The following is a 14,801-nucleotide window of genomic DNA, read 5'->3' on the forward strand; positions in this document are numbered from 1 at the left end:
TCAGGCCGCCAGGGTGGTTGATGCGGTCGCCGCGCGGAGGAAGTCCAGTGAGCGGCGGGCGACTTCGGGGGCGTCGAGGCAGCCGCCCTGGATCTCCACGGAGACCAGCCCGCGGTGGTCGAGGTCCCGGAGGGCGGCGAGCACGGGCGGGAAGTCGATCTCCCCGGCACCGAATTCGAGGTGCTGGTGGACGCCCCGCCGCATGTCCTCGATCTGCACGTTGAGCAGTCGTGGAGCGGCGAGGCGGACACACTCCAGCACGGTCCGGTCCTCCACGCAGTGCGCGTGCCCGATGTCGAGGGTGATCCCGAACAGTTCGTGCCCGCCGACCAGTTCGGCCAGCTCCAGACACCGCTCCACGGTGTCGACGAACATGTACGGCTCCGGCTCGAAGGCCAGCGAGACGCCGCACTACCCCGCCGTCTCCAGCACGCTCTCCACGCCCGCCGCGAGCCGCTTCCACGCGTCCCGCTCCGGCAGGCCGCCGTCCGGGGCGGGGCCGCTGCAGAGATGGACGGTGGGCGAGCCGAGGTCGGCGGCGACGCGTACGGCCCGCCGCAGCAGGTCGATTCTTCGTTCGGCCCCGTCCGACATGAGGGTCGGGTGGTGCTTGCCCCAGGGGTCGAGGAGGAAGGGCGCGCCGGTCTCGACCGTCACGTCGAGCCCGTGCCGGGCCAGGTCCCGGGCGACCGCGGCCACCTGCCGGGGCAGGTCGGCCGCGTACGGGTCGAGGTGCCCGTGGTCGAGGGTGAGCGCGACGCCGTCGTAGCCGAGGTCGGCGAGGACCGCGAGGACGTCGCCGAGCCGGTGGTTGGTGAAGCCGTTGGTGCCGTAGCCGAATCTGAGGGGGGTGGCGGGGGGTGGGGTCATTCCGGCTTTCCTCCTGCGGAGGTCCGAGCTGGTTCAGGTGGGGGATATGCGCCGGGCGAGCCGCCGCGCGAGGGGGTGTACGACGCCCAGGGCCGCCGCCGCGGCCGTGGCCCCGCTCCGTGCGGTCAGCGCCGCCTGCAGCGGCATCAGCCCGAGGATCCCGGCCCCGACGGCCCGCCGTACGTTCTCGCCCGAGGGTTCCCGCACGGCACGGGCCTGGGCCGCGCCGTAGCTGCCGAGGTAGGCGAGGGCCCCGGCGGTGACCACGGCGGCCCGGGTCACGGTCGCTCGCGCGACGGGGGCGGCCACGGCGGTCGCGGCCGAGCGCAGGGGCACGCCGGCCCTGGCCGTCCCGGCCGAGCGCAGGGGCACGGCGACCCTGGCGGTCCCGGGCGAACGAAGGATCGCGGCGGCCGTGCGGACGGCCGGGAGGGCCGTGGCGAGGGCGGTGGCCGTGGACGCGGCGAGGGTCACGGCCGGCAGCCGGGCGGGGGCGCCCGAGATCTCGTGGCGGCTGAGGGCGGTCAGGGTGTAGGTGTGGGCGCCGACCAGCGCGGCGGGGACGGCGCCGCGCCGCAGGGCGGTGCCCGTGCCGGTCGTACGGTCCGGCCCGCGCCCGGCGGCCAGGGCGCCCGCGAGAACGTCGAGGGAGCGCGCGGCGGCCATGGCGGCCGGGCCGGCCGGTGTGGCCTTGAGCTTCAGGTCGTACGCCCAGACCGCGCCGGCCAACGGGAGCGCTCCCAGAAGGCTGCGGCGGCCTCCGGAGGCGGCGGCGAGGGCGAGGCCTCCGGCGGTCAGGGCGCCCGCGACGGCGAGGGCGGTGCGACGTGGGACCCGCCCCGACGGCACCGGACGCTCGGGGCGCTCGACCGCGTCGATCGTGGCGTCGGCGTAGTCGTTGAGGGCCATGCCGGCCCAGTAGAGGCAGACCGACGAGCCCATCACACCGACCGTCCGCACGCCCAGCGGGTGTCCGGCTGCGGCGGCGCCCGCGAGGACGTCACCCGGAACGCTCAAGGCGGCCGGTGCGCGGACGAGTTGCGCCAGGTCGGCGAGGCCCACGGCAGGCCGCGGCCCGGAGCGCCGTACCGCTCTCCGATCTTCCATGGCGGCAACTTACCCACGCGACTTGAACATTCACACGGAGAAAGCGTGAAGACCTTTGTCGATCTGTGACTTTGTTCGCATGCCGATGACCCCTCAGAGTTCCTGCCGGAGCCTCCGCCACACCGCCTTGGCCGCGTTGTGTCCCGACATGCCGTGCACGCCGGGGCCCGGCGGGGTCGCCGACGAGCAGATGAAGACGGCCGGATGCGGCGTGCGGTACGGGAAGAGCGAGAGCTTGGGGCGGAGCAGCAGTTGCAGACCGGAGGCGGCGCCGCAGGCGATGTCGCCGCCCACGTAGTTCGCGTTGTGCGCGGCGAGTTCAGGCGGGCCGGCGGTGGCACGGGCGAGGACACGGTCACGGAATCCCGGGGCGAAACGCTCCAGTTGACGCTCGACGGCGTCCGTCAGGTCTCCCGTCCAGCCGTTCGGGACATGGCCGTACGCCCAGAAGACGTGCTTGCCCTCGGGGGCGCGGCCGGGGTCGACGACACTGGGCTGCACGGTGATCAGGAACGGCGCGTCGGGCGCCCGCCCGTGCCGGGAGGCGGCGTCGAGCGCCGCGCCGATCTCCGCCTTGCTCGCCCCCACCTGGACGGTGCCGGCCCTGCGCGCCTCCTCGGCGGTCCACGGCACGGGGCCGTCCAGCGCGTAGTCGAGCTTGAAGACGCTCGCGCCGTAGCGGTACGAGTCGTAGTGGCTGCCGAAGCCCGCGATGCGGGCCAGCGCGGTGGGCGAGGTGTCGAAGACGTACGCGCGGGCGGGCGGCAGGTCGTCGAGTCGCTTGACCTCGTAGTCGGTGTGGACGGTGCCGCCGAGGTCCTTGAGATAGGCGGTGAGCGCGTCGGAGATGGCCTGCGAGCCGCCCCGGGCGACAGGCCAGCCGGCGGCGTGCGCGGCCAGCGCGAAGACCAGGCCGACGGCGCCGGTGGCGATGCCGCCGAGCGGGGCGATGACATGGGCGACGAGCCCGGCGAACAACGCCTTGGCCCGCTCGTCCTTGAAGCGGCGCATCAGCCAGGTCGAGGGCGGCAGCCCCACGAGACCGAAACGGGCGAGGGTGACCGGGTCGCGGGGCAGCGATGACAGCGGCAGCGACATGAAGTCCCGTGCGAGCGTTTCCCACTTGGGCAGGAACGGCTCGACCAGCCTGCGGTACGCCCCCGCGTCACGCGGCCCGAACGAGGCGGCCGTCTCCCCCACCGAGCGGGACAGCACGGCCGCCGAGCCGTCGAGGAAGGGGTGTGCCATGGGCAGCTCGGCGTGCAGCCACTCCAGGCCGTGCCGGTGGAGCGGCATCGCCCTGAACGCGGGCGAGTTGATCCCGAGCGGGTGCGCAGCCGAGCACGGGTCGTGGTGGAAACCGGGCAGGGTCAGCTCCGCCGTGCGGGCGCCCCCTCCCACGGTGTCCTTCGCCTCGAACACGGCCACGGAGAACCCGCGCCGGGCCAGCTCCACGGCAGCCGTCAGGCCGTTCGGCCCCGCCCCCACCACCACCGCGTCGAGCATCGACGGCACGTCCGGACCCCTTCGTCAGCCGATGGCCACCAAGCTCCGCCGCCGGATCCCCGCCCGACGCCAGACCTGCGCTCAGGATATGCCTGGGCCACTGACAGGCCCGGGCAAGGGTACGCTCCCCCGAATGAAACGCCGTTTCCGATTCACCGATCCAGACGAGGACACCTGGTACTGGTTCGAGGTCGGGCGCGACGGGCGAGCGCTGCGGCAGGTGGTCTTCGAGGGCGCACGGGAGATACCGCCGGTGCCGGAGGTGCTTGGACAGCGCGCCCCCGACACCTTCGAGGGAATGCCCGGCGGGGCGGCGGTCGCCGCCGAACAAGACCAACTGGCCCTCATCCGTGAGCGGTTCGGGCTGATCGGCGCTCAGCTCCACGAGGCCGTGTACGGCGTCCTCGACGAAGACCCGGTCGGGGAACCGCCCGACGCGGTGCCCGTCACGGAGGCGCAGTTCGAGCGGGCGTGGCGCGTCGCCGTACGGGACCGGCATTTCACGCGCTACGACACCGGCCCGCTCCCCGAGGGCACGCGGCTCACCGGAACGGTGTCCGCGCTGCCGTGGGGGCCGGGGCTGACCGGTCTGCTCGTGGACATCGGGCTGCCGCCCCTGGTCGCGTTCGTGGACGTGCTGCACCTGCCCCGACAGACGGAGGACTGGCCGCCGGTCGGCACCGTGACCGAGTTCGAGGTGACCTCGATACGGTTCCACACCGGCCTCCAGGTCAGACTCCGCCCGACAGCAACTCCACCACCCGGCGAGCCGTGGCCGCGTCCCGGGCCGCGGTGAACGGCAGCGTGTTGCCACCGGTTATGCGGAAGGGCTCGCCGGTGAGGGTCAGATGGGCGCCGCCCGCTTCCTCGACGAGGAGGAGACCTGCCGCGTGGTCCCAGGCGGCCTCCCAGGAGAAGGCCGTGGCATCCAACCGGCCCGCGGCGACGGCGAGATACTCCAGGCCGGCCGAACCGCAGGCACGCGGGGCGACGCCGTCCGCCCAGAGGCCCAGCAGGGCCTCCTTCTGCTCCTCCGTCGTGTAGTCCGGGTGGGAGGTGGCGATGTCGAGGTCACGGCCGGGGTCGGGCGCACCGGCGCGCAGGGGCTCGCCGTCGAGCGTGGCTCCCTGCCCTCGGATCGCCACGGCGAGCCGGTCGAAGGCGGGCGCGTACGTCCACGAGGCGCGCAGGACTCCGCCCTGGGCGAGGGCGACGAGGGTGCAGAAGCCCGGCTCGCCGTGCACGAACTGCCGGGTGCCGTCCACCGGGTCGACGATCCAGACCGGCGCCTCGCCCTGGATCGCCTCGTACGACGCCGGGTTGGCGTGCACCGCCTCCTCGCCGACCACGACCGATCCGGGCAGCAGCGCGGAGAGCGCGTCCGTGAGATACAGCTCGGCCTTGCGGTCGGCGTCGGTCACCAGGTCGTGGGGGCCGCTCTTCTGGTCGACCTCGTGCGCGGCGAGCTGCCGGAAGCGCGGCATGATCTCCGCGGCGGCGGCCTTGCGGATCGCCTCCTCGACGTCCGTGGCGTGCCGGGCGAGAAACTCGTCGATGGTTTCGTTGTCTCCGATCATGCCTCCATGACAGCACGCGGCACTGACAATCCCCACCGGCCCGGTGGATTCGGTATGGAATCGCCATGAATACCCGGGGCGGGGCGGACCGGAGTGTGGTGCGGCGCGGCGACCGCCCGCCGCGCTCAGCGCCCGACCGCGTACCCCTGCATGCCCCGTGGATTGGCCGCCGCGGACAGCACCCCGGTCTCCGGGTCCCGGGCGACCGCGCACAGCCTGCCCTCGGACCACGCGTCGCCGACGGTGACGTCGTGGCCGCGCCGGCGCAGTGCCTCGACGACCTCCGGGGACATACGGGACTCGACGGTGACGCTGCCGGGGCGCATGCCGCGTGGGTAGAAGGAGCCGGGGAAGCTGTCGTTGTGCCAGTTGGGGGCGTCGATCGCGCCCTGGAGGTCGAGGCCGCCGCGGACCGGCCGGCGGAGGGCGACCGCGAGGAAGAAGTGCAGCTGCCACTGGTCCTGCTGGTCGCCGCCGGGTGTGCCGAACGCCATGACCGGCACGCCGTCGCGCAGCGCCAGTGACGGGGTGAGCGTGGTGCGCGGCCTGCGCCCGGGGGTGAGGGAGTTGGGTAGTCCCTCGTCCAGCCAGGCCATCTGCAGCCGGGTGCCGAGCGGGAAGCCCAGTTCGGGCACGAGCGGGTTGGACTGCAGCCAGCCCCCGCTGGGTGTGGCCGCGACCATGTTGCCCCAGCGGTCGACGATGTCGAGGTGGCAGGTGTCGCCCCGGGTGTTCCCGTCCGCGGCGACCTCGGGCTCGCCCGGCACGGGCGACCGGGGGCTCTTCGCGACGGTCGGCTCACCGACTCCGCCGAGTCCCTTCGCCACGGTGGGCTCGCCGGCCCCCAGGGGGTTGAAGCCCGGCTCGTCGGTGGCCACCACGCGCGCGTGCGCACTCAGTCGCGGGGTACGACCGCCCGGGCTGCCCGGCCGCAGCTCGTGCGACGCCGTCCCGTCGACGAGGGCCCGCCGCGCGGTGTTGTACTCGTCGGACAGCAGTTCGGCGAGCGGCACCGGCGCCGCGTCCCCGTACCAGGCCTCCCGGTCCGCCATGGCGAGCTTGCAGCCCTCGACGAGGAGGTGGACGTACTCGGCGGACCCGTACTCGGGCAGTTCCGGCGGCAGCAGGGCGAGTTGCTGGAGGAGGGCCGGGCCCTGGCTCCAGGGGCCGGCCTTGCACAGGGTCCAGCCGTTCCAGTCGTACGTCGCCGGGGTCTCGTAGGTCGCGGACCAGGCGGCGAGGTCGGCCAGGGTGAGCGTCCCTGTGTGGCGTGCGCCGCTGGTGTCCAGGGTGGGCCGTCCTGCCTGCCGGACGAGGGCCTCGGCGACGAAGCCGGAGCGCCACACCTCGCGGGCCGCCTCGATCCGGGCCTCCCGGTCCCCCGCCCCCTCGACCTCGGCGAGCAGCCGCCGCCAGGTCGCGGCCAAGGGGGGATTGCGGAACAGTTCACCGGATCGGGGCGCCCGCCCGCCCGGCAGGTACACCTCCGCCGAGGAGACCCATTCCCTCTCGAAGAGCTCGCGCACGGACTCGACGGTAGCCCCCACGTTCTCCACGGGCGCGTGGCCGTGCTCCGCGTACCCGATGGCGTACTCCAGGACATCGGCCAGGTCCTTGGTGCCGTGGTCGCGCAGGAGGAGCATCCAGGCGTCGAACGCGCCCGGCACGGCCGCCGCCAGCGGCCCCGTACCGGGGACGAGGTCCAGACCGAGCCCCCGGTAGTGCGCGACCGACGCGCCGGCGGGCGCGACGCCCTGCCCGCACAGCACCCGCACCTCGCCGTCCGCCGGGGCGAGGATGATCGGCACCTCGCCTGCGGGGCCGTTGAGGTGCGGTTCGACGACGTGCAGGACGAAGCCCGCCGCCACGGCCGCGTCGAACGCGTTGCCGCCGTCCTCCAGGACGGCCATCGCCGACTGCGAGGCCAGCCAGTGAGTGGAGGACACCATTCCGAAGGTCCCCTGGAGCGTCGGTCGAGTGGTGAACACGGGTGGACTCCTCACTGCGCGACGGGCGTTCGATGATCGTACGCAGCGCGCGGACAGCCCCTGTCAGCGGCGACCGCTCACCGAAGGCCCCCTCAAGGCCGTCGGCCCACCGTCAGCACATGCCCGCTCGCCCCCAGCAGCGAAGGCTCCGACTCGATCCGCCGGGTCGCCGCGAGCACGGCCTCCCGGCGCTCCGGTTCGTCCAGCCACTCCTCGATGCCGCCCATCAGCCAGGCGACGCCCTCGACCCCGTACTGCCCCTCGTGCGCGAGCCCCGCCTCGGTGAACTCGTCCGGAACCTCGGCCGGGTCGGCGAAGTACGCGGTGGTGAAGTGGGGGTCCGCCGACGAGTAGCTGTGCCGGCCGTCGGCCGAGACCTCATCGGTGCGCCTGCGGCGCTCCGGGATGAAGTAGTTCCCTTGCATGAGGGTGTCGTTGAGCCCGGCGAACCGGTTGATCGTGGCCGCGACCACCACCCCGCCCGGGCGGACGACCCGACGGGCCTCGGCCAAGGCCCGCACCCGGTCCCGGCGTTCGGGCAGGTGGTAGAGCGGGCCGAGGAACAGCACGACGTCGTACGCGGCGTCCTCGGCGGGCAGCGCACGGGCGTCCCCGAGCCGGGCGGTGACCCCCGGCAGCCGGCCGGACCGCTCCACATGCGTCGGCACCGGGTCGACGACCTCGACCTCGTACCCGTCCCCCGCCAGCCACTCGGCGTGGATCCCCGTGCCCCCGCCCACGTCGAGCACCCGCGCCGGGGCCTTGGGCAGGAGCCGCCGCAGGATGTCCTGGGTGCGCCAGAACTCCAGCCGGCCGGCGCCCTGTCTGAGCCGGACTTCCTCCCCTCCGCGCTCGTAGTAGGCGAGGATCTCCTCGGCCAGGGAGGGGAGTTGGGACTCGGTGGGGTACGGGGGTCGCTCCATTCGCCCAGGGTGCTGATCGTCCCGCGGGCTCCGCAACCGGTTAAGACCCGTCGGCGACCTGTGCCCACGACGTCGTACCGAGGCGTCCCGTGTTGCCCAGGTCGAGGCCGCCCTCGGGGGTGAGGACTTCGGCGGGCCGGCCCGCCAGCGGGGCGATGCGCAGGCGAGGGGCGTTGACGGCGGGGACGTCCACCTCGGTGACCGTGTTGCGCCAGACCAGCGAGGTCCTGGCGGACTCGCCGGGCCTGAGGGTGACGGGATGCGCGCCGAAGTCGGGCACCCCGGTGGTGATCTCCTGGGGACCCTTGAGTACGCGTACGTCGTCGTAGGGCTCGCCGTCCTCGTCGAGCACCTGGATAGAGGGGTAGCCGTTGACGGTGTACGGCTTCTCACCGCAGTTCGTGAGGGTCACGCTCATGGCCCGCAGCCCCATCGCCGCCTCGACCAGGCCGGGCAGCATCCGCACCCCGGAGGGCGGGCAGGCGGTCGTCGAGGTGCCCCCGGTCGGCACGGACCTCGAAGGCGACTCCGCGGCCTCTGGCGCATCCGGGATCCGCAGCCCCTCGGGGGCGTCCGCGCCCGCCGACGAGGCCGGCGCCGAGGGCACCGCGCGGTCGGGGTCGCGCTCGCGGTCGAGTTCCTCGGCGAGGCCGCAGCCGCCGACGGCCAGGGCCAGTGCCGTGACGAGGAGCGCGCGAGGAGCCGTTCGGCCGCGTATCGGGATCACGAGCCGATCCTGACACGGACTCGGCGCGGAAGCCGGGACTCCGCCGCCGACACGGAGGCGGCGTCCGCGCCTTGAGCCGAAAGCGCCTGTCACCACGTGTACACAGAGCGAGTTCGCACTTTCGTCCCACAGATAGTCGTGTGACACTGGCGTACCCCACCGCCCGGCGGTACCGCCGCCTCGACCCCGAGAAGTGCGCTGTGCGTGATCTCCCTCTGCCGCTCGCCCTCACCGCGCGTCTGCTGCCGGTCGCCGTACTCGCCACTGCGGGCTGGGCGTTGTCGTCCGGTCCGCTGTCCGCGAGCCCGGCCGGGGAGGACTCCGCGCAGGACACCGCGTCGAAGCCGGTCTCGACCTCCGAGTCCGCGCCGTCGACCTCGGCCGCGACCAAGACGTACACGGAGGCACCCTCGCCCTGCTCCGGCGTCACGACCAAAACGGTCAAATCCCTTGTTCCGGGCGCCAAGACGGCCGGCAAGGAGATCGCGTCGACCAACGAGTCCGTACGCCGCACCTGCTCCTGGAACGCGCTCAAGGGCTTCGACTACCGCTGGCTCGACATCTCGTACGAGATCCAGCAATCGGACGACAAGGCCGAAAGCGCCTATACGGAACGGACCACGGAGAAGAGTGGCGGCGGCGCCGTCCCCGGTCTCGGTGACGCGGCCTACTCCGTGGTGAACCTCACCACCGAGGACAAGCAGCAGACCCGCGAGGGCGTGGTGTACGTCCGGATGTCCAACGCCCTGGTGGTCGTCACGTACAACGGCAGCGACTTCGAGTCGAAGAAGGCGCCCGGCACGGACGAGATCAACAAGGGCGCCATCAAGGCCGCGAAGGAGGCGGTGGCCGTGCTGGAGGACGCCCGGTAAGGGGTACGTCACTCCGGCACGGCCACCGACACCGCACTCACTCCTCGCCCGTCAGACGGTGGCCCTCTCCTTTTCCCGCTCGCCCGCCATCAGCGCCACGTACAGCAGCATCGACGCGGCGAGGCCCACGGCCCAGCCGTAGTCGGCGAGGGGCTTGAGGAACGGGATGAGTCCGTCGTGCGGGAACGGTCCGGAGGACACGCCGTCCGCCGAGACGGTCGAGTACGACCCGCCGACCGCGAGGACACCGCCGACCACGAAGGCCACGATGGCCCGCCAGTTCCAGCCGGACGCGTACCAGTAGCGCCCGCCGGGCGTGTACAGGTCCGCGAGGTGCAGGACGGTACGGCGGATGATCCAGTAGTCGGCGATGAGGATGCCCGCGACCGTGCCGAGCAGACCGCCGACCACGCCGAGCCAGGTGAAGATGTAGAACTCGGGCGTGGAGATCAGCTTCCACGGGAAGATCAGGATGCCGACGACACCCGTGATGAGCGCTCCCGTACGGAAGTTGATGAGCTTCGGGGCGAGGTTCGCCAGGTCGTACGCCGGTGAGACCACGTTGGCCGCGATGTTCACGGAGATGGTGGCGACCAGCACGGTGATCAGGGCGAAGAGGAGCCCGAAGACGTTGTCGGCCTTGGCGGCCAGCGTGACCGGGTCCCAGATGGCCTCGCCGTAGACGACCTCGGAGCCGGAGGTGACCAGCACGGCGAGGACCGCGAAGAGGGTCATCGTGGTGGGCAGGCCGAGGGACTGGCCCCAGGTCTGCGCCTTCTGACTGGCGCCGAAGCGGGTGAAGTCAGGGATGTTCAGGGACAAAGTGGCCCAGAAGCCGATCATTCCCATCAACGACGGGAAGAAGACCGGCCAGAAGTCGGCGCCCCAGCCGAGCTTGGACGGCTGGTCGAGCAACGCGCCGAAGCCGTCGGCCTTGACCGCGATCCAGATCAGCAGCACCAGCGCGCCGACGATCACGAAGGGCGCGGCCCAGTTCTCGAAGTGCCGCAGGAAGTCCATGCCCCGGTAGATGATCGCGATCTGCAGCGCCCAGAAGAGGAGGAAACAGAGCCACAGCGGCCAAGGGTTGCCAGCGATCTTCCCCGCGTTCTCCCACTGGCCCCCGGTGAGCTTGGAGCCCAGCGCGAAGATGCCGCTGCCGCCGATCCAGGTCTGGATGCCGAACCAGCCGCAGGCCACGGCCGCGCGGATCAACGCCGGTATGTTGGCGCCGCGCAGCCCGAAGGAGGCACGGGCGAGCACCGGGAACGGGATGCCGTACTTGGGTCCGGCGTGCCCGGTGGCCAGCATCGGCAGCAGCACGATGACGTTGGCCAGGGCGATGGTGAAGACCGCCTGCTTCCAGTCCATGCCGAGGGCGACCAGGCCGGAGGCCAGGGTCCAGCTGGGGATGCAGTGGGCCATGGAGATCCACAGCGCCGCGAAGTTGTACGTCGTCCACTTGCGCTCGGAGACCGGTACGGGACGCAGGTCCTCGTTGGCGAAGGGGCTGTGGGCGGGGAAGGCCTCGGGCGCCAGCTCGATCCGGCCGGACGCGTCGGCGGACTGTGCTGTCGGCGACCCCGTGGGGACTGTTTCGGTCATGGGCAGGCCAATCAGGGGAGACGGGACGGGAGAGAAAGGCCGTGCGGAGGCCTTGGGCCCCTTCCCTCCGGGACGGCGGAGGGAAGGGAGACAAGGTGTGGGGGGTCGGATGGTGGAGCGGTTGGTTCCGGTTTACTGGGGTGGCCGGATTCTCGCAGTCGTCGACCTGTTCCCGGAACCCGGGTCAGCCGTTGACCGCCGGGATGACCGTCGAGCCGTACGCGTCGATCACGGCCTCCTGCGCGTCGTGCATGTCGTACACGGCGAACTGGTCGACGCCCAGCTCACGCAGTGCGTTCAGCTTCTCGATGTGCGTCTCGGGGGTGCCGATGACACAGAACCGGTCGACGATCTCGTCCGGCACGAACTGGGTGTCGGGGTTGTCCGCGCGGCCGTGGTGGGAGTAGTCGTACCCCTCGCGTGCCTTGATGTAGTCCGTCAGCTCCTCCGGTACGGCCGAGGAGTGCTCCCCGTACTTCGACACCAGGTCGGCGACATGGTTGCCGACCATCCCGCCGAACCAGCGGCACTGCTCGCGCGCGTGGGCCAGCGCCTCGGGCGAGTCGTCCTCGGTGATGTACGCGGGCGCGGCCACGCAGATCTTCACCTCGGACGGGTCCCGCCCGGCGGCGACGGCCGCGTCCTTGACCGCCTTCACCATGTACTCGGTGAGGTAGAGGTCGGACAGCTGGAGGATGAAGCCGTCCGCCTCCTCGCCGGTCATCTTCAGGGCCTTGGGGCCGTACGCGGCCATCCAGACCGGGAGTTCGGCGCCCTCCTTGATCCAGGGGAAGCTGATGACCGTGCCGCCGAGGTCGGCCTCTCCCCCGCTGCCCAGCGACCGGATGACCTTCATCGCCTCGCTGATGCGGGCCAGGGTGTTGGGCTTGCGGCCCGCGACCCGCATCGCCGAGTCACCGCGGCCGATGCCGCAGACCGTGCGGTTGCCGAACATGTCGTTGAGGGTGGCGAAGGTCGAGGCGGTGACCTCCCAGGTGCGGGTGCCCGGGTTGGTGACCATCGGGCCGACCGTCAGTTTCGTCGTACTGGAGAGGATCTGGCTGTAGATCACGAACGGCTCCTGCCACAGCACGGCGGAGTCGAAGGTCCAGCCGTACGTGAAGCCGTTGTCCTCGGCGCGCTTCATCAGCTCGATGACACGCGAGGCCGGCGGGTCGGTCTGCAGGACGAGTCCGAAGTCCATCTGCTCCACTCCTAGTTGAGGTACTGACAGGTGGAGCGGGGGGTGTAGACACCGTGCCCGGCGTGTCCGGTGTACTCCCGCTCGGTGATGACGAGTCCGCCGCGCGAGAGGACCGTCTCGACCCGGCCGGTGGTGCGCTTGCCCTCGTACGCCGAGTAGTCGACGTTCATGTGGTGCGTCTCGGCGGACATGACCTGCTCGGCGTGCGGGTCGTAGATCACGATGTCGGCGTCCGCGCCCGGCGCGATCGTGCCCTTCTTCGGGTACATGCCGAACATCCGGGCCGGTGTCGCGCAGGCGATCTCGATCCAGCGGCGGCGCGAGATGTGCCCGTCGACGACCGCCTGGTGCAGCAGGTCCATCCGGTTCTCGACGCCCGGCAGACCGTTGGGGATCTTGGAGAAGTCGCCCCGGCCCAGCTCCTTCTGGCCGACGAAGCAGAAGGGGCAGTGGTCGGTGGAGACCACCTGGAGGTCGTTGGTGCGCAGGCCCTGCCACAGCTTGGCCTGGTGTTCGCGGGGCCTCAGAGGCGTGCTGCACACGTACTTGGAGCCCTCGAAGTCGGGCTCGGCGAGGTTGTCCGTGGACAGGAACAGATACTGCGGGCAGGTCTCGCCGAAGACGTTGAGCCCCTCGTCGCGTGCCCTGGCCAGCTCGGCGACTGCCTCCATCGCCGAGACGTGCACGACGTACAGGGGGGCGCCGGCGACCTGGGCCAGCTTGATGGCGCGGTGGGTGGCCTCGGCCTCCAGGAGCGCCTTGCGGACCTCGCCGTGGTAGCGGGGATCGGTCTCGCCGCGTGCCAGGGCCTGTTCGACCAGGACGTCGATCGCGATGCCGTTCTCCGCGTGCATCATGATCAGGCCGCCGTTCTCGGCGGAGCGCTGCATGGCGCGCAGGATCTGGCCGTCGTCGCTGTAGAAGACGCCGGGGTAGGCCATGAACTGCTTGAAGGAGGTGACGCCCTCCTGCACCAGCAGGTCCATCTCCTTGAGGGTGTCCTGGTTCACGTCGGACACGATCATGTGGAAGCCGTAGTCGATCGCGCAGTTGCCCTCCGCCTTGGCGTGCCAGGCGTCCAGGCCCTCGCGGAGGGTGTGGCCGACGCTCTGCACGGCGAAGTCGACGATCGTCGTCGTGCCGCCCCAGGCGGCGGCCCGGGTGCCGGTCTCGAAGGTGTCGGAGGCGAAGGTGCCGCCGAAGGGGAGTTCCATGTGGGTGTGGGCGTCGACACCGCCCGGGATGACGTACTTGCCGGTGGCGTCGATCGTGCGGTCGGCGGTCCAGGCCTCCGCGGTGGCCGTACCGCTTGCCGCCAGAGCGGCGACTCGGCCGTCCTCGATCAGGACGTCGGCGTGCAGTTCGTCTGACGCGGTGATGACGAGACCGCCGCGGATGACTGTACGGCCGCTCATTCGGTCACGCTCCGTTCGGTTGTCGGGAAAGTGCCGGTCGTTCGTGGCTGGTCGCGCCCACGCGGCGGCAGCCGCATGATGTGACCGCCCCGCGCCCGTTCGGGGCGCGGGGGTGCTGGACCTCGCTGCTTACGGCGCCGTAAGCGGCCCGTACGCGTCCGGACGGCGGTCGCGGAAGAACTGCCAGCGGTCGCGGACCTCGCGGAGCTTGGCCAGGTCCAGGTCGCGGACGACGAGTTCGGTCTCCTTGTCGCTCGCCACCTCGCCCACGAACTGGGCCTCGGGGTCCACGAAGTAGGAGGTGCCGTAGAAGTCGTTGTCCCCCAGCTCCTCCACGCCGACCCGGTTGATCGCGCCGATGAAGTACTCGTTGGCGACGGCCGACGCGGGCTGCTCCAGCTGCCACAGGTAGCGGGAGAGGCCGCGCGAGGTGGCCGACGGGTTGAACACGATCTCGGCACCACCAAGGCCCAGAGCCCGCCAGCCCTCCGGGAAGTGCCGGTCGTAGCAGATGTAGACGCCGATCCGGCCGACGGAGGTCTCGAAGACAGGCCAGCCGGCGTTGCCGGGGCGGAAGTAGAACTTCTCCCAGAAGCCGGGCACTTGGGGGATGTGGTGCTTGCGGTACTTGCCGAGGTACTTGCCGTCCGAGTCGATCACGGCGGCGGTGTTGTAGAGGACGCCCGGCTGCTCCTCCTCGTACATCGGCAGCACGAGGACGAGTCCGAGTTCCTTGGCGAGCGCCTGGAAGCGCTTGACGATCGGGCCGTCCGGGATCTGCTCGGCGTACTCGTAGAACGCCTTGTCCTGGACCTGGCAGAAGTAGGGCCCGTAGAACAGCTCCTGGAAGCACAGCACTTGAGCACCCTGGGCGGCCGCGTCGCGGGCCGCCTGCTCGTGGACCTGGATCATCGACTCCTTGTCGCCGGTCCAGGCCGTCTGGAAGATCGCTGCACGGATGACTCTGCTCATCGGGACCTCCGGTCACTCGGTGTGCAGCGAGAGTA

General features: G+C 71.5%; 12 protein-coding genes and 1 pseudogene. 2 read left to right on the forward strand and 11 right to left on the reverse strand.

Annotated features, from left to right (window positions below; genetic code table 11):
• The 3 genes and pseudogenes from ACWD26_RS11000 to ACWD26_RS11010 all read right to left on the reverse strand — a co-directional run bounded on the left by ACWD26_RS11000 (position 1) and on the right by ACWD26_RS11010 (position 3,483).
• Positions 1-870, reverse strand: a pseudogene (locus ACWD26_RS11000) (sugar phosphate isomerase/epimerase family protein).
• 33 nt (positions 871-903) lie between these two features.
• The gene (locus tag ACWD26_RS11005) at positions 904-1,977 is read right to left on the reverse strand and encodes an SCO3242 family prenyltransferase (RefSeq protein ID WP_451268459.1); all 1,074 of its coding nucleotides are present in this window, start codon (positions 1,975-1,977) and stop codon (positions 904-906) included.
• Between the two features lie 93 nt (positions 1,978-2,070).
• On the reverse strand, positions 2,071-3,483 hold the full coding sequence (locus ACWD26_RS11010) for a phytoene desaturase family protein (protein WP_451268580.1): 1,413 nt from the start codon (positions 3,481-3,483) through the stop codon (positions 2,071-2,073).
• A gap of 133 nt (positions 3,484-3,616) precedes the next feature.
• On the opposite strand from ACWD26_RS11010, the gene ACWD26_RS11015 reads away from it, so the two are divergent.
• The gene (locus ACWD26_RS11015) at positions 3,617-4,279 is read left to right on the forward strand and encodes a hypothetical protein (protein WP_451268461.1); all 663 of its coding nucleotides are present in this window, start codon (positions 3,617-3,619) and stop codon (positions 4,277-4,279) included.
• Here the strand turns inward: ACWD26_RS11015 and ACWD26_RS11020 are convergent.
• The 4 genes from ACWD26_RS11020 to ACWD26_RS11035 form a co-directional block, all read right to left on the reverse strand.
• Positions 4,215-5,060: an inositol monophosphatase family protein gene (locus ACWD26_RS11020; RefSeq protein ID WP_451268463.1), complete on the reverse strand. Its 846-nt coding sequence runs from the start codon at positions 5,058-5,060 to the stop codon at positions 4,215-4,217. The two genes, ACWD26_RS11015 and ACWD26_RS11020, sit on opposite strands and share 65 nt — an antisense overlap.
• A 125-nt stretch (positions 5,061-5,185) precedes the next feature.
• Positions 5,186-7,048, reverse strand: a complete 1,863-nt coding sequence (locus tag ACWD26_RS11025; RefSeq protein WP_451268465.1) for a gamma-glutamyltransferase family protein — start codon at positions 7,046-7,048, stop codon at positions 5,186-5,188.
• A gap of 92 nt (positions 7,049-7,140) precedes the next feature.
• On the reverse strand, positions 7,141-7,971 hold the full coding sequence (locus ACWD26_RS11030; RefSeq protein ID WP_451268467.1) for a class I SAM-dependent methyltransferase: 831 nt from the start codon (positions 7,969-7,971) through the stop codon (positions 7,141-7,143).
• 40 nt (positions 7,972-8,011) lie between these two features.
• Positions 8,012-8,698 (reverse strand): DUF4232 domain-containing protein, encoded by a 687-nt coding sequence (locus ACWD26_RS11035; RefSeq protein ID WP_451268469.1) that lies wholly within the window; start codon positions 8,696-8,698, stop codon positions 8,012-8,014.
• Between the two features lie 200 nt (positions 8,699-8,898).
• On the opposite strand from ACWD26_RS11035, the gene ACWD26_RS11040 reads away from it, so the two are divergent.
• Complete coding sequence (locus ACWD26_RS11040; protein ID WP_451268582.1) at positions 8,899-9,570, forward strand: hypothetical protein; 672 nt, start codon at positions 8,899-8,901, stop codon at positions 9,568-9,570.
• Between the two features lie 51 nt (positions 9,571-9,621).
• On the opposite strand, the gene ACWD26_RS11045 is transcribed toward ACWD26_RS11040, so the two are convergent.
• The 4 genes from ACWD26_RS11045 to ACWD26_RS11060 all read right to left on the reverse strand — a co-directional run bounded on the left by ACWD26_RS11045 (position 9,622) and on the right by ACWD26_RS11060 (position 14,766).
• Entirely contained in the window at positions 9,622-11,175 is a 1,554-nt protein-coding gene (locus ACWD26_RS11045) for an NCS1 family nucleobase:cation symporter-1 (RefSeq protein ID WP_451268471.1), read from the reverse strand.
• 184 nt (positions 11,176-11,359) lie between these two features.
• On the reverse strand, positions 11,360-12,379 hold the full coding sequence (locus tag ACWD26_RS11050) for a TIGR03842 family LLM class F420-dependent oxidoreductase (protein WP_451268473.1): 1,020 nt from the start codon (positions 12,377-12,379) through the stop codon (positions 11,360-11,362).
• Between the two features lie 11 nt (positions 12,380-12,390).
• Positions 12,391-13,794 carry a dihydropyrimidinase gene (gene hydA / locus ACWD26_RS11055; RefSeq protein WP_451268475.1) on the reverse strand — a complete coding sequence of 468 codons (1,404 nt, stop codon included), beginning with the start codon at positions 13,792-13,794 and terminating at the stop codon, positions 12,391-12,393.
• 129 nt (positions 13,795-13,923) lie between these two features.
• Positions 13,924-14,766: a nitrilase-related carbon-nitrogen hydrolase gene (locus tag ACWD26_RS11060; protein ID WP_451268477.1), complete on the reverse strand. Its 843-nt coding sequence runs from the start codon at positions 14,764-14,766 to the stop codon at positions 13,924-13,926.
• Positions 14,767-14,801 lie beyond the last annotated feature (35 nt).

The organism is Streptomyces sp. NPDC002787 (genome assembly GCF_053592095.1).

Bases quoted from the DNA above. Each gene is read 5' to 3' on its own strand.
- hydA (WP_451268475.1), bottom strand. From the start codon at position 13,794: ATGAGCGGCCGTACAGTCATCCGCGGCGGTCTCGTCATCACCGCGTCA.
- ACWD26_RS11060 (WP_451268477.1), bottom strand. From the start codon at position 14,766: ATGAGCAGAGTCATCCGTGCAGCGATCTTCCAGACGGCCTGGACCGGC.
- ACWD26_RS11030 (WP_451268467.1), bottom strand. From the start codon at position 7,971: ATGGAGCGACCCCCGTACCCCACCGAGTCCCAACTCCCCTCCCTGGCC.
- ACWD26_RS11045 (WP_451268471.1), bottom strand. From the start codon at position 11,175: ATGACCGAAACAGTCCCCACGGGGTCGCCGACAGCACAGTCCGCCGAC.
- ACWD26_RS11015 (WP_451268461.1), top strand. From the start codon at position 3,617: ATGAAACGCCGTTTCCGATTCACCGATCCAGACGAGGACACCTGGTAC.
- ACWD26_RS11050 (WP_451268473.1), bottom strand. From the start codon at position 12,379: ATGGACTTCGGACTCGTCCTGCAGACCGACCCGCCGGCCTCGCGTGTC.
- ACWD26_RS11020 (WP_451268463.1), bottom strand. From the start codon at position 5,060: ATGATCGGAGACAACGAAACCATCGACGAGTTTCTCGCCCGGCACGCC.
- ACWD26_RS11010 (WP_451268580.1), bottom strand. From the start codon at position 3,483: ATGCTCGACGCGGTGGTGGTGGGGGCGGGGCCGAACGGCCTGACGGCT.
- ACWD26_RS11005 (WP_451268459.1), bottom strand. From the start codon at position 1,977: ATGGAAGATCGGAGAGCGGTACGGCGCTCCGGGCCGCGGCCTGCCGTG.